We start from the raw sequence: 18,603 nt of genomic DNA, 5'->3' as shown, positions 1-18,603 counted from the left end.
CATACGCCAGTCGCGATGGAGAAGGGTCTGCGCTTCGCTATCCGCGAAGGCGGCCGCACCGTCGGAGCTGGAACCATCAGCGAGATCATCAAGTAAAGAACGTGCTTCGCAAAGAAGTCTTTTAGTTTTAGCTGTTCAAGAAATAACGAGGGCTGCCGGCAGGTGTAGAAGTTCATCACCGGCAGCTACTCCAAACGATCTTTGAAGCGTGAAAGAGACACACCATGGCTGGACAGAGAATCAGAATTCGTTTGAAGGCATACGACTACCGCGTGCTGGATACGTCGACCGGCGAGATCGTCGAGACGGCAAAGCGTACCGGAGCCCAGGTTGCGGGTCCCATTCCGCTGCCGACGATGAAGAACAAGTACTGCGTTCTGCGCTCGCCCCACGTCGACAAGAAGTCGCGCGAGGCCTTTGAGATTCGCACGCACAAGCGGCTGATCGACATCCTTGAGCCGACCCAGCAGACTGTGGACGCGCTGATGAAGCTCGATCTGCCTGCGGGCGTCGATGTAGAGATCAAGACGGTTCAGAAGTAAAGAGGCTTTCAATAAAAGCTCTTTGTTTTCGGTTTAGAAGTATCAACCCGGCAGTGCTGAACCTCGAGTCCAGCATGATGAGGAAAGGAAGCTCCAATGTCAGTAGTAGGAATTCTCGGAAAAAAAGTCGGCATGACGCAGATCTTCGACGAGCGCGGTGATATTCACCCCGTGACCGTCCTGAAGGCTGGTCCGTGCGTGATTACTCAGTTGAAGACGCTCGCGAAGGACGGATACGAAGCCGCGCAGATTGGTTACGTTGACTTCGTGAAGGCTTCGAAGATCAATAAGGCGATGACTGGCCACTTTGCAAAGTCGAACGTTCCTCCGGTCAGGATGATCAAGGAAGTCGAGCTCGAAGCAGTGAAGACTGTTGAAGGAGAGGAGAAGGTCACAGCCAAGGCTGGGGATCGCATCCTGGTCGACATCTTCAACGACGAGCGTTTCGTCGACGTGATCGGCACCTCCAAGGGCCGCGGTTTTGCCGGCGTCATTCGCCGCCACGGCTTCGGCGGCGGTCCCAAGTCGCACGGCCACATGTTCCAGGTGCAGGGTTCGATCGGTGCTTCGTCGTTCCCCTCGCGCGTATTTCCTGGTCAGCGTATGCCGGGTCATATGGGTCACGCTCAGATCACGGTTCGCAACCTGCGTATTCGCGGTATCGATCTCGAAGATAACCTTCTGCTGGTTGAAGGCGCTGTGCCCGGCCCGCGTGACGGCTTCGTGTTGATCTCGAAGGCAAAGGCTCCGCCGCGCGAGCGTCGTGGATTTGCTGGCGCCGCAACGAAGGACGCTTTGAAGGCTTCAAAGAAGGCTGCACCGTCCAAGAAGAAATAAGTAGTCGATTGAAAAGGCTTGCAGCATGAACCCGCAAACAAAGTTATGGCTCGCCGCATCGATGGCGAGCAAAGAGAGAGAAGAAGAACGATGGCAAACATCAACGTAGTAAATCTCGCTGGAGCCAAGGTCGGAGAGTTTGAACTCGTCGACGAGGTCTTCGCGGCAGAGATCAACGACGGCCTCCTTTGGGAGTCGGTCAAGCACTACCGTGCCGCTCTTCGGCAGGGAACCGCTGCCACCAAGAACCGCAATCAGGTCTCTGGTGCAGGCAAGAAGCTTTGGAAGCAGAAGGGAACTGGCCGTGCGCGTGTTGGTTCGATTCGGACTCCGCTCTGGCGTGGTGGTGGTACGGTTCACGGACCGAAGCCGCGCAGCTACGAATACGCCTTCCCGCAGAAGAAGCTGATGGGCGCGCTCCGCTCGGCAATCTCCGCGAAGATCAACGATGGCAAGTTCACCATCGTCGATTCGTTCGAGGTTCCCGAGGCGAAGACCAAGCTCTTCCGCACGGCGCTCGACATGCTCGAAGCGGGCAAGACGACTCTCCTGGTTGAGAGTAGCCGCAAGCTGGACGAGAAGCTTTACCTTGGCTCACGCAATCTGCAGGGTGTGGAGCTGGTTCTCAGTTCGGAGGTTCATCCCTACGACCTGCTCCGTTATGAGCACGCCGTCTTCTCGAAGGATGCCATCGAGGCTCTTCAGGACACGCTCAAGAAGTTTGTATCCAAACGCAGCAAGGCAACAGATGAGCGCAGCAAAGCCGCGCAGAAGGAGGTTGCGTAATGCCAACTCTCTATACCGTCATTCGCCGCCCCCTCATCACCGAGAAGGGCATGACCGTGAAGGAGACGCAGAACACCCTGGTGTTCGAAGTCGCCCTGAAGGCCACCAAGACCGAAGTCAAGCAGGCTGTTGAAACACTCTTCAAGGTCAAAGTCACTGGTGTTCGCACCGCGACCGTTGAGGGTAAAGAGCGTCGCCGGGGTAAGTTCGCCGGCTACCGCCCCGACTGGAAGAAGGCTTATGTTCGCCTGAAGGATGGCGAGAAGATGCCGGAGTACCTCAACAGCCTCTAAGCGAGATTGTTTCGCGAGTAACAGAATTCAGGACCGAAGCGCCGCTAAGCGATTAGCAGCGCGGGCAAGGGAATAAAGACGATGCCGATCAAATCATTTCGACCGATTACCCCATCACTCCGCTTCGCGACGAAGCTTGTCAACGATGACATCACGACGGACAAGCCGCACAAGCCGTTGCTCGGAGTCAAGCAGCGCACCGGCGGCCGCAACAATAACGGCGGTCTTACGATGCGTCACCACGGTGGCGGTCACAAGCAGAAGCTGCGCCTTATCGACTTCAAGCGCGACAAGTTCGGGATCCCCGGTACGGTTGCGACGGTTGAGTATGATCCGAACCGCAGCTCGCGTATCGCGTTGATTCACTACGCGGACGGCGAGAAGCGCTACATCATTCAGCCGATTGGCCTCACCGTCGGTCAGTCGATCATGAGTGGCCCGGAGGCCGATATCCTCGTCGGCAACGCTCTGCCGTTGAAGTTCATCCCGACCGGAACGATTGTGCATAACATCGAGCTTCGTCCGGGTAAGGGTGCACAGATGGCTCGTTCGGCCGGAGCGCAGGTGAACCTGATCGCCAAGGAAGGCGACTACGCTCTGCTCAAGCTGCCTTCGGGCGAGACCCGCAAGGTTCTGGTCGAGTGCATGGCAACCATCGGACAGGTTGGTAACACCGACCACGAGAACGTCACGATCGGTAAGGCCGGACGTAATCGCTGGAAGGGTATCCGCCCCTCCAACCGCGGTGTCTCAATGAACCCGGTCGACCACCCGCACGGTGGTGGTGAAGGTAAGACCTCAGGCGGTCGTCATCCTGTAACCCCCTGGGGCCAGCCGACCCGTGGATACAAGACCCGCAATAACAAGCGGACCGATGTGTTCATCGTGAAGCGTCGTACGAAGTAAAGAAAAAGCTTCTCAGCAAATAGTTTTTGTTTTCAGTTTTGGTTCCGCAGCAAAGGGCAACACCAAGTCTCGCAAGCAAGAGATTCGTCGTATCCAGCATCGCAACAAGAAAGTCGGAGCTTAGCAAAATGTCACGTTCAGCGAAAAAAGGTCCTTTCATCGATGGTCACCTCATGAAGAAGATTGAGGGGATGAACCAGGTCAACGACAAGAAGGTACTGCGCACCTGGTCGCGCCGGTCCACGATTCACCCGGACTTCGTCGGTCATACCATCGCCGTACACAACGGCCGCAAGTTCATCCCGGTCTATGTGACGGAGAATATGGTTGGCCACAAGCTCGGCGAGTTCTCGGCCACCCGCACGTTCAAGGGCCACTCGGCGCGCGCCGCTGAGACCTCCGCGAAGCCCAAATAAACCGGGCTGGACGATTTGCAGTTAGGCAGGACCGCGAGCCCGCGGCAACGGATAACGGGCAGCGAAGCAGAAGTTTTGAAGGACGAAGATTATGGCTAAGGCAGCAGAAAAAATCAGAGAGTTCCGCGCAGAAGCTAAGTTTCAGCGCACCAGCCCGCAGAAGGCGAAGCTTGTCCTGGATCTGATCAAGGGACTACGCGTCGAGCAGGCACTCAATACCGTTCACTTCAGCACCAAGCGCATGGCGCCCGTGGTGGAGAAGGTTCTGCGTTCGGCGATCCAGAACGCGACCTACGTCTCGCAGGAGCAGGGACTCGACGTCGATGTCGATAACCTCTACGTCCGCACCGCGATCGCGAACGAAGGCCCCCGTATGAAGCGCATCCGCCCTGCTCCAATGGGCCGTGCCTTCCGCTACCAGCGCAGGCTTGCACACATCATCGTCACCGTTGCTGAGAAGAAGTCGGCTACTGCGATCAGTGCAGGTGCTGATGCAGCTCCGGCCCCGGCCGCGAAGAAGGGCACCAAGAAGGCAGCCAGCAAGACTGCGGCAAAACCCGCAGTCAAGAAGGCAGCCGCCAAGAAACCCGCAGCGAAAAAGGCCGCGAAGTAAGCCGGTTTTCTTGTAAACTTAAAGTTTTGCACTACCGCCCACCGGCTCAACCGGAGAGGGCACGGAGTAAAGGGAAGCTATGGGACAGAAAGTCCATCCGTATGGGTTGCGCCTCGGCATCAACAAGCCGTGGAAGTCACGCTGGTTCGTGGAACGCGGCTATGACAAGCTGCTGGTTGAAGATGTCAAGCTGAAGGCTGAGCTGCGCGAGAAGCTGAAGGCTGCCGGTGTCAGCTCGGTTGAAGTCGAGCGCCCAGGCAACAAGCTGCGTCTGATCATCCGCACTGCGCGTCCGGGCATCATCATCGGCCGCAAGGGCGCCGAGATCGATAAGCTCAAGGCCGATATCCAGAAGCGCACGTCTCGCGAAGTGTTTATCGACATCCTTGAAGTCAACAAGCCCGAGCTCGATGCTCAGTTGGTTGCCGAGAACATCGCGCTGCAGCTCGAGAAGCGCGTCAGCTTCCGCCGTGCGATGCGCAAGTCGGTTGACTCCGCGCTCCGCTTTGGCTGCAAGGGCATCAAGGTCCGCGTCTCCGGTCGTCTGAACGGAAACGAAATCGCCCGCTCCGAGTGGTATCTCCAGGGTCGTCTGCCGCTGCACACACTGCGCGCTGACATCGACTACGGTTTTGCTGAGGCGCACACCACCTACGGGATCATCGGCGTCAAGACCTGGGTCTATCGCGGCGATATCTACGAGCAGAAGAAGCGTCGCGACCAGGGCGTTACCACTGGCGCATTCGCAAGCTAAGTTTTTCCCGGCCTGGCCGGAGTTTCCGGGAAGCGTGTTGAACGTATTCCTGAAAGAGTGAAGAGGGTTTTCTTATGTTGATGCCAAAGAAGGTCAAGTTCCGCAAGCAGCAGCGCGGACGAATGAAGGGCAAAGCGTGGCGCGGCTCCGATCTCTCCTTCGGCGACTTCGGCCTGAAGGTGATGGAGTGCGGTTACATCACCGACCGCCAGATCGAAGCCAGCCGTATCGCGATGACGCGTTTCATCAAGCGTGGCGGCAAGGTCTGGCTCCGTCTGTTCCCGGACAAGCCGATCACGAAGAAGCCTGCCGAAACCCGTATGGGTAAGGGTAAGGGCGCTCCGGATCACTGGGTCTGCGTTGTTCGTCCGGGCCGCATCCTGTTCGAGATGGAAGGCGTCACTCCGGAGCTTGCCAAAGAGGCGATGCGTCTGGCGGCACACAAGCTTCCGCTCAAGACCAGCTTCGTCCAGCGCCACGATGTCAAGGCGACGGTAGTCGCTAAGTAGCTTTTAGTAGTCAAGGAAAAAGACAATGGAATTCGAAAAGATTCAGAACCTCAGTGACGAAGAGCTCAAGAGCGAGCAGGCCAAGGCCGGCGAGCAGCTCTTTCGCATCCGCTTCCAGAAGAGCCTCGGTAACAACGAGGGCATCAAGAAGCTGCGGACACTCAAGCTGGACGTTGCCCGCATCAAGACCGTCGAGCGGCAGCGCACCCTGGCCGCCGAGAAGGCCGCCAACCCCGTCGTCGCCAACGTTGCGCCGGCCAAGAGCACTCGCACCGCCCGCAAGAAAGCGAAGAAGGACTAATCATGGCAGATACAACCAACACCGCAGCAGCAACTCCTGAAGCTCAGACCTCGCGTCGCAATGAGAAGGTGGGTCTGGTCGTCTCGACCAAGATGCAGAAGACGATCGTCGTCGAGATCGAGATGCGTAAGGCGCACCCCAAGTACAAGCGCGTGATGAAGTCGAACAAGAAGTTCTACGCACACGACGAGCAGAACTCGGCCCGCGTGGGCGATGTGGTTCGCATCCGCGAGGCGCGTCCTCTGTCGAAGCTCAAGCGCTGGTCGCTCGAGGAGATCGTTCGCCGCTCGTCGCTCGCGTTGGCGGAAGAGAAGTCCGCAGCCGCTCACGCTGCCGAAGCTAAGTAGCTTTTAGCGGTTATCAAGTTCAAAGCCTGGGGCATGAGCCCCGGCCGTGTCACCGCAGTAGATTGCCAGGAGAAGAACGATGTCAGTACAAATGAGAACAATGCTTGACGTAGCCGATAACTCCGGCGCACGCAAGTTGCAGGTGATCCTGCCCCTCGGTGGCGGTCTCGGCAAGAAGGCAGGCCTCGGCGACGTCGTCACCGCAGCTGTCAAGGAAGCCTCTCCCGATGGCACCGTCAAGAAGGGGAAGGTCGTCAAGGCTGTGATCGTCCGTACGCGCAAGGAGTATCGACGCCGCGATGGGACGTACATCCGCTTCGACCAAAACGCCGCTGTCGTCATCAATGATGCCAACGAGCCGGTCGGAACCCGTGTGTTTGGACCTGTTGCCCGCGAACTTCGCGAGAAGAAGTTTCTTAAGATCGTCTCGCTCGCACCTGAGGTCATCTAGTTTCACGTCGCGCGGCTTTGCGCGGCGCCACAAAGTATTAACCGGGGTCCGGCTCCGAGGTTTCATGATCGTCGAGAAGAGAGAGAGCTATGGCAGGCATCAAGATCAAGCGGAATGACAAGGTCGAAGTGATCGCAGGCAAGGATAAGGGCAAGCAGGGCCGCGTCCTTCGCGTCATTGCGGAAAAGAATCGCGTGCTGGTTGAGGGCGTGATGATGGTGAAGAAGCACGTGAAGCCGAACCCCCAGCGGAATATCAAGGGCGGCATCGCGGAGCAGGAGTCTACCATTCACGTCTCGAACGTGATGTTGCTCGATGGCGACGGCAAGAAGTCCCGCGTTGGATCGCGCTTCGAAGGCGACACTAAGGTTCGGTTCGCGAAGACCAGCGGCGCGACGATCGCTGAGAAGAAGAAGTAAAGATTTAGCGAAGTTTTGTTTCATGTTGTGGCAGTTCAAATCCTGGTTCAACGGTTCACCCCACGCATCGGTACACGGGCAAAACCCAACCCGGCAACCGTGGAGAAAGCGAAGAAGAAAATGGCAGCACGTCTGAAGCAGAAGTACGAGGCCGAGATCAAGCAGGCGCTGGGCAAAGAGCTCAACATTACCAACGCCATGGCGATTCCGAAGCTCGAGAAGATCGTCATCAACATGGGTCTCGGCGAAGCCACCCAGAATGTCAAGATTATGGATCCCCTGGTGGCCGATCTTGCCTCCATCGCCGGCCAGAAGCCTGTGACCACCAAGGCGAAGAAGTCCATCGCAGCCTTCAAGGTGCGCGAGGGCATGCCCATCGGCGCGATGGTGACCCTGCGTGGCGACACCATGTACGAATTCCTTGACCGCCTCATCTCGATTGCGCTTCCCCGCGTCCGCGACTTCCGCGGCGTCTCGTCGAAGAGCTTCGATGGCCGCGGCAACTACACCCTTGGCCTGCGCGATCAGCTGATCTTCGCTGAGATCGATTACGCCAAGGTCGACAAATTGAAGGGTATGAACGTCACCATCGTCACAACGGCGAAGGATGACAACGGTGCCCGCGCCCTGCTGAAGAGCTTTGGTATGCCCTTCCGCGTTGGAGCATAAAGAAAGATCAACCAAGTTTTCTTTTTGAACTTGCAGCAAAGATAGAGAGCAAAACACATGGCAACTACAGCAAAGCACGTCAAAGACGCAAGGAAACCGAAGTTCAAGTCTCGCCAGCACAACCGCTGCCAGCTCTGCGGTCGCCCTCGCGCCTTCCTGCGGAAGTTCGGCGTATGCCGTCTCTGCTTCCGTTCGCTCGCTCTCAAGGGAGAGATTCCGGGCGTTGTGAAGTCGAGCTGGTAGAATAAAAGGATCCGTGTGCGGCTCCGGTCGCGCACTTACTCCAGAGACCTCATCAGGGCGTCAAGCTTATGGTGCAGAAGTCTGGACGTATCACCCGAAACAGACATCCCCGCTGGTTCTTGCGAGAGATACTCGTGAGCGAACGGGGGATGAAGGAGAATGAATGAACCTCACAGATCCAGTAGCAGACTTTTTGACCCGCATCCGTAACTCGATCCGTGCGCGTCACCAGAAGCTCGACGTCCCCGCTTCCAAGCTCAAGGCCGAGATCGCCCGCATCCTCAAAGAAGAGGGTTACATCGCGAACTACAAGCCGACTGAAGAGAATGGCATGAAGGTCATCCGCGTTTACCTGAAGTACGGCCCGAACAACGAGGCTGTCATCCGCGATCTGCAGCGTGTGTCGCGTCCCGGTTGCCGTGTGTATCTTGGCCGCGACGAGATCCGCCGTGTTCAGGGCGGTCTTGGCATCTCCATCATGACCACCCCCAAGGGTGTCATGACCGGCCGTCAGGCGCGTCGCGAAGGTGTTGGCGGCGAGATCCTCTGCGAAGTCTGGTAAAGAAAGACAAACGAAGTCTTTCCAGAATCTCAACTCTGAAAAGACTGCATTCGAGCCTTCGGCTCATCGGCTGCAGTGGAACTTAGAAAGCCTAAGCGACTCGCAAGCCACAAAAGGGATTTGTTATGTCACGTATTGGTGAGAAGCCGATCGTTCTACCCGCCGGCGTCAAGTACACGGTCAGCGAGAACGGCAACACCGTAATGGTCGAAGGGCCCAAGGGCAAGGTCAGCGCGATGCTGCCTGGCGGAATCACGCTCGTTCAGAAGGATGGCCACCTGATCACCGAGCGCCAGACCGACAAGCAGGCGGCGTTTCACGGTCTCGCACGTGCTCTGGTGTTCAACGCTGTCACCGGCGTCACCACCGGCTGGACCAAAGAGATCGACATCGTCGGCATCGGATACCGCGCCGAGTTGAAGGGGAAGAACATGGTGGTCTTCACCCTGGGCTACTCTCACCCTATCGAGTTTCCTCTGCCCACTGGCATCTCCGTCGAGATCGACCCCAAGCAGACGCACCTCACCGTCTCCGGCATCGATCGGCAGAAGGTGGGCCAGATCGCTGCCGACATGCGCTCTCTCCGTAAGCCCGACCCTTACAAGAACAAGGGCGTCCGCTACACCGGCGAGAAGCTGAAGAAGAAGGTCGGTAAGACCGGAGCGAAGTAATCTGCGCTGCGTGAGGAGCGAGATCTGACTTGCCCATCACGCAGCCACTCAACCTTAGTTTCAATAACCGAACGTCCTCAGCACTCTGGGGACGCCACTAGGAAGGAAAGTCAACCATGATCAATCCACGTCAGCGTAATGTGATCCGCCAGCGCGTTCACACCCGCATCCGCGAGAAGATGTCCGGTACCGCCGAGCGTCCGCGCCTCAACGTCTATCGCTCGCTCAACCACATCTACACGCAGCTCATCGACGATCTCAACGGAGTCACCATCGCCTCTGCCTCCTCCATGGGCAAGAAGACCGAAGAGAAGAAGTACGGCGGCAATATCGCCGCGGCTGCCGAAGTCGGTAAGCTGATCGCCGAGCGTGCGAAGGAGAAGGGCATCAAGAAGATTGTGTTTGATCGTGGCGGCTATCTGTATCACGGCCGCGTCAAAGCTCTCGCCGATGCAGCCCGTGAAGCGGGTCTCGATTTCTAAGGTTCCCACGGCGCGCCTCGATTGGCGGCCAGAAAGCTGGATAAGACATTATGGCAATGAAGAAAAAAATCGATGCGAACCGCCTCAATCTGAAGGATGAGGTCGTTTCGATCAACCGCGTCACCAAGGTCGTCAAGGGCGGTAAGAATATGTCCTTCGCCGCGCTGGTCGTCATCGGCGACCCGGCGGAAGGCGTCGTCGGCTACGGCTCCGGCAAGGCCAAGGAAGTTCCTCAGGCTATCCGTAAGGGGATCGAGTCGGCCAAGAAGAATCTGCACAAGGTCAACCTGACCGAGAGCACGATTCCTCATCAGGTTCTCGGCCACTTCGGCGCAGGCCAGGTGATGCTCAAGCCTGCCCCTGAAGGTACGGGCGTGATCGCCGGCAAGACGGTTCGCGCTGTGATGACCGCCGCCGGCGTGCAGAACGTGCTGACCAAGAGCCTCGGCTCGGCGAACCCGCACAACGTCATCAAGGCTACGTTCGATGCTCTGATCCAGCTTCGCAACAAGGCTGAAGTCGCCGCCCTGCGCGGTAAGGCAGTGGAAGAGCTCTAAGCTCAACCTCTGCTCCAACAAGATTCAAGGAGCTCTCTCATGGCTGACACCAACGCAATCGCCAAAATCAAGCTGCAGTACTTCCGTTCCAAGATCTGCACCCCGGTCAAGCACAAGCTCGTTATCAAGGGCCTGGGCTTTACCCGTCTCAACCAGATCGTCGAGCGCGAAGATACGCCATCCATTCGTGGCATGGTCGCAAAGGTTCCCCATCTCGTCCGCGTCGTCGACTAGTCGCGATCCGGCATAACAGCACGATCCCGTAAGGGCTAACTCATAAGCGAGTCGGCGAAGAGCAGAAGCTGCTTCACCGGCGTTAAGCGAGGAAACAAATGGCAATCCGTAATCTCTCCAATCTCCGTGCCCCCAAGCGGGCAAACGAAAACAAGAAGCGTGTTGGCCGTGGTATGGGTTCAGGCATGGGTAAGACTTCGACCCGTGGTCACAAGGGTCAGGGCTCCCGCTCGGGTTCGTCGCTGATGCGTGGTTTTGAAGGCGGCCAGATGCCCCTTCATCGCCGTCTGCCCAAGCGCGGCTTCACCAACATCTTCCGCGTCGAGTACCAGGTGCTTGGCCTCGACCGCGTCGCCGAGATCGTTGCTGCAGAGAACGTCACCGAGTTCACCCTCGACAAGATCATCGAGCTTGGCCTGCTCCGCAAGAAGGGCGCTTTGATCAAAGTGTTGAATAACGGAGAGATCAAGACTGCCGTGACGGTCCACGCGCACAAGTTCTCGAAGACCGCCCAGGAGGCGATCGAAAAGGCCGGCGGCAAGGCCATCCTGATCGGCTAGGCAGCATTTAGAATGATTGGCAGGCGAGGGCGCGCGCCCTCGCATCGCCGTTTCACCAGATCACCAGCGTTTCCCCCCGAGGTTCCAGTACCCGATGTTCGAGAAAATCGCAAACATCTTCAAAATCCCCGACCTCCGCAAGCGCGTGCTGTTTACGCTTGGCATGTTGGCCGTATACCGCCTCGGCTCGCACATCCCCACCCCCGGCATCAACGCCGACATGCTCGCCCAGTTCTTCAATCAGAACTCCGGCTCAGCTCTCGGCCTGGTCGACCTTTTCTCTGGCGGAAACCTTCGCAAGCTCACCGTCTTCGCCCTCGGTATCATGCCGTACATCACGGCGTCGATCATCTTCCAACTGCTCACGGTCATCTATGAGCCGCTGGCGAAGCTGCAAAAAGAAGGCGAACTAGGCCGCCGCAAGATCACCCAATGGACGCGTTACGTTACGGTGCTGCTTGGAATCGTGCAGTCGTTTGCCATCGCGCTGACGCTGACGAACACCAGCACCGGCCAGACGATGGTCACCATCTCCCGCGCTGCCTTCATTCCGCTCTGCGTCATTACTCTCACTGCCGGCACGGCATTCATCATGTGGCTGGGGGAACAGATCACTGAGCGCGGCATCGGCAATGGGATGAGTCTGCTCATTTTCGCTGGTATCGTCGTCGGTCTGCCGAAAGGCATTGAGAATCTCTACGAGAAGGTACGCGACAACGCCTGGGGTGCGCTGACTCCCCTCGCTGTTGCCCTCCTGATCGCGGGTATGATCGCCGTCGTTGCCTTCATCGTCTTCGTGGAGCGCTCGGAGCGTCGCATTCCGGTCCAATACGCCAAGCGCATCGTTGGCCGCAAGATGATGGGCGGCCAATCCACGCACCTGCCGCTCAAGGTCAACTCCGGCGGCGTGATGCCAGTCATCTTTGCCAGCTCCATTCTCTCAGCTCCTCTGCTCTTCTCCGGCGCTCACATCTTCGGCTACTCTCTGCAGGACTCGTCCTTCTTCGGTCCGATCCTGCGTGCTCTGGCTCCCGGCGAGCCCTGGTACGAGCTGCTGCAGATGGTCGCGATCATCTTCTTTGCCTACTTCTACATCTCGATCGTGTTTCGTCCGGACGATATCGCCGACAACATGCGCAAATACGGCGGCTTTATCCCCGGCATTCGTCCCGGCAAGCGTACTGCCGACTTTATCAATGATGTGCTGACCCGCATCACCCTTGTCGGCGCGCTCTACCTCATCATCATCACCATCATTCCGCAGCTGCTGATCAGCGGAATCCACTTCAACCATCTCTGGCTCATCGGCTCGGTCTTTGATCGGCTGCCGACCTGGATGACCAACGGCCTCGGCGTCAACTTCTACTTCGGCGGTACTAGCCTGCTGATCGTCGTCGGCGTAGCCATGGACACGGTCCAGCAGATCGAATCGCAGCTCATCATGCGTCACTACGACGGCTTCACTCCCAAGAGTGGCCGCATCCGTGGCCGCAAGAGCTGGTAGGGAAGTCAGTCCGTTGACGACAGGCACTGCATCCGAAACCGAGACGGCCCCGGCAGAGAAGAACTTCCTGCCCGGGCCGGTCCTCCTTTTAGGCGCTCCCGGCGTTGGTAAAGGCACACAGGCGAAGGCGCTGATGGCTGCCTATGGCATCCCGCAGATCTCCACCGGCGACATCCTCCGCTCGAACATCTCCAGCGGCACGCCACTCGGCAAGGCGGCGAAGACTCTCGTCGACCAGGGCACCCTCGTCTCCGACGAACTCGTCAATCAGATGGTCGCCGACCGCCTCAAGCAGCCCGATACGCAGCGAGGCTTCATCCTCGACGGCTTTCCCCGCACCCTTAACCAGGCCACCTGGCTCGACGCCCAGCTCTCCGCCGATCCCAACACCCTGCCTGTCGTCGCCATCAGCATCTCCGTTGACTACGAGCAGCTACTGCACCGCATTACCGGCCGCCGTATCTCGCCCGCAGGCCGCATCTACAACATCTACTCGAACCCGCCCAGGACTCCCGGCATCTGTGACGTAGACGGTTCCACCCTCGTCCAGCGTCCCGACGACTCCGATGTCGTCTTCACCGAGCGCATGAAGACCTTCGAAGTCCAGACCGCCCCGGTGATCGAGCACTATCGCAACCAAAGCCGTTTCGAAGAGATCAACGGCGACCAAACCGTCGAACAGGTTACCGCCGACATCGAAGCAGCCCTGATTCGCCTTCGCCAGCATCCGAACTCCTAAGTCCTCACTATGGCCATCATGATCAAAACGGCGCAGGAGATCGAGAAGATGCGAATCTCCGGCAAGGCTCTCCGCCAGGTTCATAACGCGATCGCGCCCCATGTTGTTCCCGGCGCCTCGACGATGGACCTGGAAGAGATTGCCGTCAAAAAGATCGCTGAGCTGGGCGCTATTGCGGCCTTCAAGGGATACCACGGCTTCCCCGCGGCTCTGTGTACTTCGGTCAACAACGAAGTCGTCCACGGCATGCCCAACGCCAAGCGCATTCTCGCCGAAGGAGATATTCTCTCCATCGACTGTGGAGTCATTATCGACGGCTTTTACTCGGACGCAGCCGTGACCTATCCGATCGGCAAGGTGAGCGCTGGGACGACAAAGCTGCTCGAAGTGACCAAAGCGTCCCTCGAGAAGGCGATCGAGCAGTGCCAGGTTGGCGGGCGTTTGGGCGATATCTCCGCAGCGGTGCAGGAGTTGTGCGAGGCGGAGGGTTTTGGGGTCGTCCGGGAGTTTGTGGGGCACGGAATTGGCCGCGCCATGCACGAAGACCCGCAGGTTCCGAACTTTGGGGCTGCGGGCAAGGGACCAAGGCTGAAGGCGGGCATGGTGCTCGCCATCGAGCCTATGATCAACGCTGGCGGGCCTGAAGTGCGGGTTTTGAAGGATGGCTGGACGGCGGTTACCGTGGACGGCAGCTACAGCGCCCACTTTGAGCACACGGTCGCCCTCACGAAAGATGGCCCCCTGGTGCTTACCCGCTAGGAAAATCGGCCGCTTTTGGGGTACTATAAGAGATGCGGTGTGCGCAAGTGTGTCGCATGGTGACTCTGGTTGAGGAAAACTCTCAACTCAAAGAAGAAGTTATGGAAACGAAAGGGGTTCGCCCCTTGACCTTCCAAAGGAGATCGTTTGTCGAAGGAAGATGCAATTGAAGTGATGGCGGTGGTCGTAGAGACTCTGCCGAATGCGATGTTCAAGGTCGAGCTTGAGAACAAGCACCAGGCCCTTGCACACGTCTCTGGACGTATGCGCAAAAACTTCATTCGTATCCTCCCCGGCGACCGCGTCGCGATTGAGCTCAGTCCGTACGACCTCAACCGCGGCCGCATTGTCTACCGCTACAAGTAGACAAACGGCTACGGGAGCCCATCCCGTCTCCATCATGGGTTGCTCAAGCGCATTTGCACTTGGGATAGTTCAGGGCTTTTGACCCTGGCGTTCAGGCTGCACGTCAAAAGGAGTTTCGTCTCCTCGAGACGCGTCTCTGGTTTGCCGGTTTCACGTTGCAATAAAAGAAGGGAATCACAATGAAGGTCCGTGCCTCAGTAAAGAAGATGTGTGACAAGTGCAAGGTTATCCACCGCCGCGGTGTTGTGCGTGTTATCTGCGAGAACGCGAAGCACAAGCAGCGTCAGGGCTAAATCTCCGAAGTCAGCAGTACCGGCCCCGTCGGGCTAGTTAGCCGAAGTCAAGGCTTGCGTTGAACCCGACGGACTTGCCGTAAACAAACAACCCGCTTTCGTGGCGAAGCCCGCGAAGCTCAACCGAAAAGGAACCCCATGGCACGTATTGCTGGAGTCGATGTCCCTAATAACAAACAGGTGCGCATCGGTCTCACCTACATCTTCGGAATCGGCGACTCTCGCGCCGCCAAGATCCTCGTGAAGGCGGATGTCGATCCCGTCGCGAAGGTCGGCACGCTCGACGAGGACGCGCTGAACCGCATCCGTCAAGTTATTGAAGCCGAAGGCCAGATCGAAGGCGATCTCCGCAAGGACATCTCGCTCAACATCAAGCGCCTGATCGAAATTCAGTCCTACCGTGGCCTCCGCCATCGCCGCAGCCTTCCTGTCCGTGGCCAGCGCACCCACACCAACGCTCGCACCCGCAAAGGCCCACGCAAGGGAACCGTTGCCGGTAAGAAGAAAGCGACGAAATAAGACATGGCGAAGACACAGAATACGAAGGGCGCAGCAAAGCCCGGCAAGAATAAGAAGTTCAAGAAGCGCGAGCGGAAGAATGTTCCATTTGGCCTCGTCTTCATTCAGGCTTCGTTCAACAACACGATCGTTACGATCACCGACCAGGTCGGCAACACGCTGAGCTGGAAGTCGTCCGGTTCGCTTGGCTTCCGTGGTTCTCGTAAGGGAACTCCGTTTGCCGCGCAGCAGGCCGCCGTCGGTGCAGCAAACGCAGCCCGCGACCATGGTGTCCGTTCGGTCGATGTGCGCGTCTCCGGTCCCGGTTCTGGCCGTGAGTCCGCGATCCGCGCTCTCGCCACCACCGGCATCGAGGTGCGCAGCATCCGCGACGTTACGCCGATGCCGCACAACGGCTGCCGTCCGCCGAAGCGCCGCCGCGTTTGATCTGTGGCACTTTTGATGAAGTCCGAATGCGAGCGCTGTGATACGGCCCTCGATGCAAACGGAGTAGCCTTCATCTGCAGTTACGAGTGCAGCTTCTGTGCAACATGCGCTCAGGTTATGAATGCAATCTGTCCCAACTGCGGCGGTGAGCTTGTTCTCAGGCCCCGCCGCAGGCAAGACGTTACAACAACCGGATCGTGAGGAAGCGCTGCCCGCGCGTAAAGCGATCGTCACCCGAAGTCAGGAGTTATAAAAATGGCACGTTACACCGGACCCGTCTGCCGCCTCTGCCGCCGCGACGGCACCAAGCTCTTCCTCAAGGGGACCAAGTGCTTCTCTGAAAAATGCCCCGTTGAGAAGCGCAACTTCCCCCCAGGCCAGCACGGTCAGTCCCGCAAAGTGAAGAAGGTCGTCGGCTACGGTCTGCAGCTCCGTGAGAAGCAGAAGGCCAAGCGCATCTACTTCACTCTCGAGACCCAGTTCCGCGCCTACTACCAGAAGGCCTCCAACAAGACCGGCGTCACCGGCGAACTCCTGCTCCAGCAGCTTGAGACCCGCCTCGACAACGTCGCCTACCGTCTCGGTTTCGCCATGAGCCGCCGTCAGGCCCGTCAGGTTGTCCGTCACGGCCACCTCCAGGTCAACGGCCGCAAGGTCAACATCCCGTCCTTCCAGGTGAAGGTTGGCGATGAGATCGCGATCCGCGAGGGTTCGAAGGCTCTGGTCATGCTCCAAGAGGCGAAGAACTTTGCCGCGGGTCAAAATCAGGTCCAGTGGCTCGACATCAATCGCGACAATCTCTCCGGCAAGGTCATCGCTCTGCCGAAGCGCGAAGACGTCAACCTGCCCGTCAACGAGCAGCTGATCGTCGAACTCTACAGCAAGTAACCGCTGTAGTTACATATAAGATTCGTCATTTGGCAGCGCGGCAAAGAACATTGTATTTGTTCCTTGTCGCGCTACAAATGCGAAAGCAACACAAAACCTAACCTGAAATAGAAGCACCCCGCCATCTCGCAGAATGCATCGCGAGTGAGCCGGAAAAGGAGAAACACATGCTTTGGAGAGGTTTTCAAAAGCCCAAGCGTCTCGCAGTCGACACCGAAACACTCACCGAAAAGTACGGCAAGTTCTCCGCGCAGCCCTTTGAGCGCGGCTTCGGTACCACTATCGGCAACGCGCTCCGCCGGACGTTACTTTCCTCTATCGAGGGTGCCGCAGTAACCGCCGTTCGCATCGAAGGTGTCCTGCACGAGTTCCAGTCCATCACCGGCGTTGTCGAAGATGCGACCGACATCATCCTGAACCTCAAGCAGATCCCCTTCAAGCTTGCTGGCGAAGGCCCCAAGGCTCTCTACCTCCGTGCCGATCAGGCCGGCGTCATCACCTCCGGCATGATCGAAGCTGATGGCGACGTCGAGATCCTCGACAAGAACGTCTACATCTGCACCGTCTCCGAAGGCGGCAAGATCGACATGGAGATGCGCCTCAAGCGCGGCCGTGGCTATATCTCTGCCGACAAGAACTTCGATGGCGACCTCGGCCTCGGCTTCATTCCCGTCGACTCCGTTCACTCGCCAGTTCGTAAGGTCAACTACCTCGTCGAGGCAGCTCGTCTCGGTCAGATCACCGACTACGACAAGCTGACGATCGAGATCTGGACCAACGGCACTGTGCTCCCCGCAGACGCCCTCGGCCTCTCCGCCAAGCTGCTGAAGGACCACATGACCATCTTCATCAACTTTGAAGAGGAGATGGAAGCCGGTCACGACGGTCTGCACGACGGCCCTGCCCTACGCAACGAGAACCTCAACCGCTCGGTCGAAGAGCTTGAGCTCTCCGTCCGCAGCTACAACTGCCTTAAGAACGCCAACATCGCCACCATCGGCGAACTCATCCAGAAGACCGAAGCCGAGATGCTCAAGACCAAGAACTTCGGACGCAAGTCCCTGAATGAGATCAAAGAGATCCTCGCGCAGATGGGCCTGTCCCTCGGCATGAAGATCGACGAGAACGGCAACCCGCAGCCCGGACCCACCTCCGTTCTGCCCGCAGCTACTCTCGCCGCCAGCTTCGGCAACTTTGATGACGACGATGACGAAGATGAAGATGAGGACGAAGACCTCGACCTCGTCGGCAGTGAGCCAGAGAATTTCTAACCAGGCTTGTGGCGGTGGAATCCAATCCACCGCCGCAGTCTTACCAGAATACGCAGCACGAGTTGCGTAGCAATAGGCCTCTCGCTTGACCTGACGCAGCTTCCCCCGCGCCAGCTTAGGCCGACGCACACATTCTAAGCAGTACCGACTCACGGCCAATGCCGAGTCGAAGGAGATCACCGATGCGTCACCGTAATGCAGGATACAAATTAGGCCGCAACACCAGCCATCGCCGCGCCATGCTGCGCAACCTCGTCACCTCCGTCATCCTGATGGACCGCGTCGAGACCACCATCACCAAGTGCAAGGCCACCCGCCCCCTCATCGAGAAGATGATTACCCTCGGCAAGCGCGGCACTGTTCATGCCCGCCGCCAGGCTGCTGCTTACCTGATGACGCCTGAGTCGGTCGACCGCCTCTTTGCGACCGTGGCTCCGCGCTACGCTGCACGCCAAGGCGGCTACCTCCGCATCACGCGCCTTGGAGCCCGCAAGGGTGACGCCGCCGAGATGGCCTACATCGAACTTCTCGGTGCCGAGCACGAGCTCAACGAGAAGGCTCAGAAGCGCGCCGAAGCCCGTACCAAGAAGCGTGAAGAGCTTGCCAAGCAGATGGAAGAGCGCGGCGAAGGCGAAGCCGGCGATCCCAACGCCGAAGTCTAAACTTCAGCATCAGGCATTAAATCA

The 18,603-nt window shown here is 58.2% G+C and carries 33 protein-coding genes; all 33 read left to right on the top strand.

From position 1 onward, the window contains the following. Positions 1-96: EF-Tu C-terminal domain-related protein (locus HDF10_RS17750; protein WP_142988355.1), on the top strand; the 96-nt coding region annotated here is incomplete at its 5' end. A gap of 128 nt (positions 97-224) precedes the next feature. Continuing rightward, complete coding sequence (rpsJ, locus tag HDF10_RS17745) at positions 225-542, top strand: 30S ribosomal protein S10 (RefSeq protein ID WP_013581294.1); 318 nt, start codon at positions 225-227, stop codon at positions 540-542. A gap of 96 nt (positions 543-638) precedes the next feature. After that, the gene (gene rplC, locus HDF10_RS17740) at positions 639-1,379 is read left to right on the top strand and encodes a 50S ribosomal protein L3 (protein WP_183815744.1); all 741 of its coding nucleotides are present in this window, start codon (positions 639-641) and stop codon (positions 1,377-1,379) included. 90 nt (positions 1,380-1,469) lie between these two features. Beyond that, complete coding sequence (gene rplD / locus HDF10_RS17735) at positions 1,470-2,165, top strand: 50S ribosomal protein L4 (RefSeq protein WP_183815742.1); 696 nt, start codon at positions 1,470-1,472, stop codon at positions 2,163-2,165. Next, entirely contained in the window at positions 2,165-2,458 is a 294-nt protein-coding gene (locus HDF10_RS17730; protein ID WP_158943394.1) for a 50S ribosomal protein L23, read from the top strand. Before rplD ends, HDF10_RS17730 begins: the two co-directional genes overlap by 1 nt. A gap of 81 nt (positions 2,459-2,539) precedes the next feature. Continuing rightward, on the top strand, positions 2,540-3,364 hold the full coding sequence (gene rplB / locus HDF10_RS17725; protein ID WP_183768682.1) for a 50S ribosomal protein L2: 825 nt from the start codon (positions 2,540-2,542) through the stop codon (positions 3,362-3,364). A 128-nt stretch (positions 3,365-3,492) separates the two neighbouring features. Next, entirely contained in the window at positions 3,493-3,780 is a 288-nt protein-coding gene (gene rpsS, locus HDF10_RS17720) for a 30S ribosomal protein S19 (RefSeq protein ID WP_183768684.1), read from the top strand. 91 nt (positions 3,781-3,871) lie between these two features. Further along, on the top strand, positions 3,872-4,393 hold the full coding sequence (rplV, locus tag HDF10_RS17715) for a 50S ribosomal protein L22 (protein ID WP_183815740.1): 522 nt from the start codon (positions 3,872-3,874) through the stop codon (positions 4,391-4,393). A 79-nt stretch (positions 4,394-4,472) separates the two neighbouring features. Beyond that, complete coding sequence (gene rpsC / locus HDF10_RS17710) at positions 4,473-5,147, top strand: 30S ribosomal protein S3 (protein WP_158943402.1); 675 nt, start codon at positions 4,473-4,475, stop codon at positions 5,145-5,147. Positions 5,148-5,221: 74 nt separating this feature from the next. After that, positions 5,222-5,656 carry a 50S ribosomal protein L16 gene (gene rplP, locus HDF10_RS17705; protein WP_179636956.1) on the top strand — a complete coding sequence of 145 codons (435 nt, stop codon included), beginning with the start codon at positions 5,222-5,224 and terminating at the stop codon, positions 5,654-5,656. 25 nt (positions 5,657-5,681) lie between these two features. Next, entirely contained in the window at positions 5,682-5,957 is a 276-nt protein-coding gene (gene rpmC, locus HDF10_RS17700) for a 50S ribosomal protein L29 (protein ID WP_183815733.1), read from the top strand. Positions 5,958-5,959: 2 nt separating this feature from the next. Further along, complete coding sequence (gene rpsQ, locus HDF10_RS17695; protein WP_179585628.1) at positions 5,960-6,304, top strand: 30S ribosomal protein S17; 345 nt, start codon at positions 5,960-5,962, stop codon at positions 6,302-6,304. A 79-nt stretch (positions 6,305-6,383) separates the two neighbouring features. Beyond that, a complete protein-coding gene (gene rplN, locus HDF10_RS17690) occupies positions 6,384-6,755 on the top strand; it encodes a 50S ribosomal protein L14 (protein WP_158790617.1) in 372 nt (123 codons plus the stop codon). Between the two features lie 89 nt (positions 6,756-6,844). Beyond that, the gene (gene rplX / locus HDF10_RS17685) at positions 6,845-7,174 is read left to right on the top strand and encodes a 50S ribosomal protein L24 (protein ID WP_221270196.1); all 330 of its coding nucleotides are present in this window, start codon (positions 6,845-6,847) and stop codon (positions 7,172-7,174) included. A 120-nt stretch (positions 7,175-7,294) separates the two neighbouring features. Beyond that, positions 7,295-7,843: a 50S ribosomal protein L5 gene (gene rplE / locus HDF10_RS17680; protein ID WP_183815731.1), complete on the top strand. Its 549-nt coding sequence runs from the start codon at positions 7,295-7,297 to the stop codon at positions 7,841-7,843. 57 nt (positions 7,844-7,900) lie between these two features. Continuing rightward, positions 7,901-8,086, top strand: a complete 186-nt coding sequence (locus tag HDF10_RS17675; RefSeq protein ID WP_183815729.1) for a type Z 30S ribosomal protein S14 — start codon at positions 7,901-7,903, stop codon at positions 8,084-8,086. A 163-nt stretch (positions 8,087-8,249) separates the two neighbouring features. After that, on the top strand, positions 8,250-8,648 hold the full coding sequence (gene rpsH / locus HDF10_RS17670) for a 30S ribosomal protein S8 (protein ID WP_158790620.1): 399 nt from the start codon (positions 8,250-8,252) through the stop codon (positions 8,646-8,648). A gap of 125 nt (positions 8,649-8,773) precedes the next feature. Then, a complete protein-coding gene (gene rplF, locus HDF10_RS17665; RefSeq protein ID WP_183815719.1) occupies positions 8,774-9,319 on the top strand; it encodes a 50S ribosomal protein L6 in 546 nt (181 codons plus the stop codon). 116 nt (positions 9,320-9,435) lie between these two features. Then, the gene (gene rplR / locus HDF10_RS17660) at positions 9,436-9,801 is read left to right on the top strand and encodes a 50S ribosomal protein L18 (protein ID WP_179636966.1); all 366 of its coding nucleotides are present in this window, start codon (positions 9,436-9,438) and stop codon (positions 9,799-9,801) included. A gap of 50 nt (positions 9,802-9,851) precedes the next feature. Continuing rightward, positions 9,852-10,358: a 30S ribosomal protein S5 gene (gene rpsE, locus HDF10_RS17655; RefSeq protein WP_218884479.1), complete on the top strand. Its 507-nt coding sequence runs from the start codon at positions 9,852-9,854 to the stop codon at positions 10,356-10,358. A 39-nt stretch (positions 10,359-10,397) separates the two neighbouring features. Beyond that, complete coding sequence (gene rpmD / locus HDF10_RS17650; protein ID WP_158943424.1) at positions 10,398-10,592, top strand: 50S ribosomal protein L30; 195 nt, start codon at positions 10,398-10,400, stop codon at positions 10,590-10,592. A gap of 98 nt (positions 10,593-10,690) precedes the next feature. After that, entirely contained in the window at positions 10,691-11,152 is a 462-nt protein-coding gene (gene rplO, locus HDF10_RS17645) for a 50S ribosomal protein L15 (protein ID WP_179585620.1), read from the top strand. Between the two features lie 94 nt (positions 11,153-11,246). Next, entirely contained in the window at positions 11,247-12,656 is a 1,410-nt protein-coding gene (secY, locus tag HDF10_RS17640; protein ID WP_183815717.1) for a preprotein translocase subunit SecY, read from the top strand. A 13-nt stretch (positions 12,657-12,669) separates the two neighbouring features. Beyond that, complete coding sequence (locus HDF10_RS17635) at positions 12,670-13,395, top strand: adenylate kinase (protein WP_183815715.1); 726 nt, start codon at positions 12,670-12,672, stop codon at positions 13,393-13,395. Positions 13,396-13,404: 9 nt separating this feature from the next. After that, positions 13,405-14,154, top strand: a complete 750-nt coding sequence (gene map, locus HDF10_RS17630) for a type I methionyl aminopeptidase (protein WP_183815713.1) — start codon at positions 13,405-13,407, stop codon at positions 14,152-14,154. Positions 14,155-14,301: 147 nt separating this feature from the next. Beyond that, a complete protein-coding gene (infA, locus tag HDF10_RS17625; RefSeq protein ID WP_013581270.1) occupies positions 14,302-14,520 on the top strand; it encodes a translation initiation factor IF-1 in 219 nt (72 codons plus the stop codon). 179 nt (positions 14,521-14,699) lie between these two features. Next, entirely contained in the window at positions 14,700-14,813 is a 114-nt protein-coding gene (rpmJ, locus tag HDF10_RS17620) for a 50S ribosomal protein L36 (protein ID WP_158790629.1), read from the top strand. A gap of 138 nt (positions 14,814-14,951) precedes the next feature. After that, positions 14,952-15,332 carry a 30S ribosomal protein S13 gene (gene rpsM, locus HDF10_RS17615; protein ID WP_183768702.1) on the top strand — a complete coding sequence of 127 codons (381 nt, stop codon included), beginning with the start codon at positions 14,952-14,954 and terminating at the stop codon, positions 15,330-15,332. A gap of 3 nt (positions 15,333-15,335) precedes the next feature. Further along, positions 15,336-15,758: a 30S ribosomal protein S11 gene (gene rpsK / locus HDF10_RS17610; RefSeq protein ID WP_179585612.1), complete on the top strand. Its 423-nt coding sequence runs from the start codon at positions 15,336-15,338 to the stop codon at positions 15,756-15,758. Positions 15,759-15,773: 15 nt separating this feature from the next. Then, entirely contained in the window at positions 15,774-15,959 is a 186-nt protein-coding gene (locus tag HDF10_RS21475; RefSeq protein ID WP_221271836.1) for a DUF1272 domain-containing protein, read from the top strand. A 54-nt stretch (positions 15,960-16,013) separates the two neighbouring features. Continuing rightward, entirely contained in the window at positions 16,014-16,646 is a 633-nt protein-coding gene (rpsD, locus tag HDF10_RS17600; RefSeq protein WP_183815709.1) for a 30S ribosomal protein S4, read from the top strand. A 167-nt stretch (positions 16,647-16,813) separates the two neighbouring features. After that, positions 16,814-17,917, top strand: a complete 1,104-nt coding sequence (locus tag HDF10_RS17595; RefSeq protein ID WP_183815702.1) for a DNA-directed RNA polymerase subunit alpha — start codon at positions 16,814-16,816, stop codon at positions 17,915-17,917. 182 nt (positions 17,918-18,099) lie between these two features. Continuing rightward, complete coding sequence (gene rplQ / locus HDF10_RS17590; RefSeq protein WP_158943440.1) at positions 18,100-18,579, top strand: 50S ribosomal protein L17; 480 nt, start codon at positions 18,100-18,102, stop codon at positions 18,577-18,579. Positions 18,580-18,603 lie beyond the last annotated feature (24 nt).

It is taken from the genome of Tunturiibacter empetritectus, assembly GCF_014201375.1.
Lineage (GTDB): Bacteria > Acidobacteriota > Terriglobia > Terriglobales > Acidobacteriaceae > Edaphobacter > Edaphobacter lichenicola_D.
Note: the sequence above shows the minus strand (reverse complement) of the source record. Positions and strands in the feature narration are given on the sequence as shown.

What these genes read in the sequence shown, in the direction of transcription:
- rpsH (WP_158790620.1), top strand. Translation starts at nt 8,250, where the DNA reads ATGAACCTCACAGATCCAGTAGCAGACTTTTTGACCCGCATCCGTAAC.
- rpsK (WP_179585612.1), top strand. Translation starts at nt 15,336, where the DNA reads ATGGCGAAGACACAGAATACGAAGGGCGCAGCAAAGCCCGGCAAGAAT.
- rpmJ (WP_158790629.1), top strand. Translation starts at nt 14,700, where the DNA reads ATGAAGGTCCGTGCCTCAGTAAAGAAGATGTGTGACAAGTGCAAGGTT.
- rpsQ (WP_179585628.1), top strand. Translation starts at nt 5,960, where the DNA reads ATGGCAGATACAACCAACACCGCAGCAGCAACTCCTGAAGCTCAGACC.
- rpsS (WP_183768684.1), top strand. Translation starts at nt 3,493, where the DNA reads ATGTCACGTTCAGCGAAAAAAGGTCCTTTCATCGATGGTCACCTCATG.
- rplX (WP_221270196.1), top strand. Translation starts at nt 6,845, where the DNA reads ATGGCAGGCATCAAGATCAAGCGGAATGACAAGGTCGAAGTGATCGCA.
- HDF10_RS21475 (WP_221271836.1), top strand. Translation starts at nt 15,774, where the DNA reads ATGAAGTCCGAATGCGAGCGCTGTGATACGGCCCTCGATGCAAACGGA.
- rpsE (WP_218884479.1), top strand. Translation starts at nt 9,852, where the DNA reads ATGGCAATGAAGAAAAAAATCGATGCGAACCGCCTCAATCTGAAGGAT.
- rplB (WP_183768682.1), top strand. Translation starts at nt 2,540, where the DNA reads ATGCCGATCAAATCATTTCGACCGATTACCCCATCACTCCGCTTCGCG.
- rplE (WP_183815731.1), top strand. Translation starts at nt 7,295, where the DNA reads ATGGCAGCACGTCTGAAGCAGAAGTACGAGGCCGAGATCAAGCAGGCG.
- rplO (WP_179585620.1), top strand. Translation starts at nt 10,691, where the DNA reads ATGGCAATCCGTAATCTCTCCAATCTCCGTGCCCCCAAGCGGGCAAAC.
- rpsD (WP_183815709.1), top strand. Translation starts at nt 16,014, where the DNA reads ATGGCACGTTACACCGGACCCGTCTGCCGCCTCTGCCGCCGCGACGGC.
- rpmC (WP_183815733.1), top strand. Translation starts at nt 5,682, where the DNA reads ATGGAATTCGAAAAGATTCAGAACCTCAGTGACGAAGAGCTCAAGAGC.
- secY (WP_183815717.1), top strand. Translation starts at nt 11,247, where the DNA reads ATGTTCGAGAAAATCGCAAACATCTTCAAAATCCCCGACCTCCGCAAG.
- rpsM (WP_183768702.1), top strand. Translation starts at nt 14,952, where the DNA reads ATGGCACGTATTGCTGGAGTCGATGTCCCTAATAACAAACAGGTGCGC.
- rpsJ (WP_013581294.1), top strand. Translation starts at nt 225, where the DNA reads ATGGCTGGACAGAGAATCAGAATTCGTTTGAAGGCATACGACTACCGC.
- rplN (WP_158790617.1), top strand. Translation starts at nt 6,384, where the DNA reads ATGTCAGTACAAATGAGAACAATGCTTGACGTAGCCGATAACTCCGGC.
- rplR (WP_179636966.1), top strand. Translation starts at nt 9,436, where the DNA reads ATGATCAATCCACGTCAGCGTAATGTGATCCGCCAGCGCGTTCACACC.
- rpmD (WP_158943424.1), top strand. Translation starts at nt 10,398, where the DNA reads ATGGCTGACACCAACGCAATCGCCAAAATCAAGCTGCAGTACTTCCGT.
- rplV (WP_183815740.1), top strand. Translation starts at nt 3,872, where the DNA reads ATGGCTAAGGCAGCAGAAAAAATCAGAGAGTTCCGCGCAGAAGCTAAG.
- HDF10_RS17675 (WP_183815729.1), top strand. Translation starts at nt 7,901, where the DNA reads ATGGCAACTACAGCAAAGCACGTCAAAGACGCAAGGAAACCGAAGTTC.
- HDF10_RS17595 (WP_183815702.1), top strand. Translation starts at nt 16,814, where the DNA reads ATGCTTTGGAGAGGTTTTCAAAAGCCCAAGCGTCTCGCAGTCGACACC.
- rplF (WP_183815719.1), top strand. Translation starts at nt 8,774, where the DNA reads ATGTCACGTATTGGTGAGAAGCCGATCGTTCTACCCGCCGGCGTCAAG.
- rplD (WP_183815742.1), top strand. Translation starts at nt 1,470, where the DNA reads ATGGCAAACATCAACGTAGTAAATCTCGCTGGAGCCAAGGTCGGAGAG.
- rplP (WP_179636956.1), top strand. Translation starts at nt 5,222, where the DNA reads ATGTTGATGCCAAAGAAGGTCAAGTTCCGCAAGCAGCAGCGCGGACGA.
- rpsC (WP_158943402.1), top strand. Translation starts at nt 4,473, where the DNA reads ATGGGACAGAAAGTCCATCCGTATGGGTTGCGCCTCGGCATCAACAAG.
- map (WP_183815713.1), top strand. Translation starts at nt 13,405, where the DNA reads ATGGCCATCATGATCAAAACGGCGCAGGAGATCGAGAAGATGCGAATC.
- HDF10_RS17730 (WP_158943394.1), top strand. Translation starts at nt 2,165, where the DNA reads ATGCCAACTCTCTATACCGTCATTCGCCGCCCCCTCATCACCGAGAAG.
- rplC (WP_183815744.1), top strand. Translation starts at nt 639, where the DNA reads ATGTCAGTAGTAGGAATTCTCGGAAAAAAAGTCGGCATGACGCAGATC.
- rplQ (WP_158943440.1), top strand. Translation starts at nt 18,100, where the DNA reads ATGCGTCACCGTAATGCAGGATACAAATTAGGCCGCAACACCAGCCAT.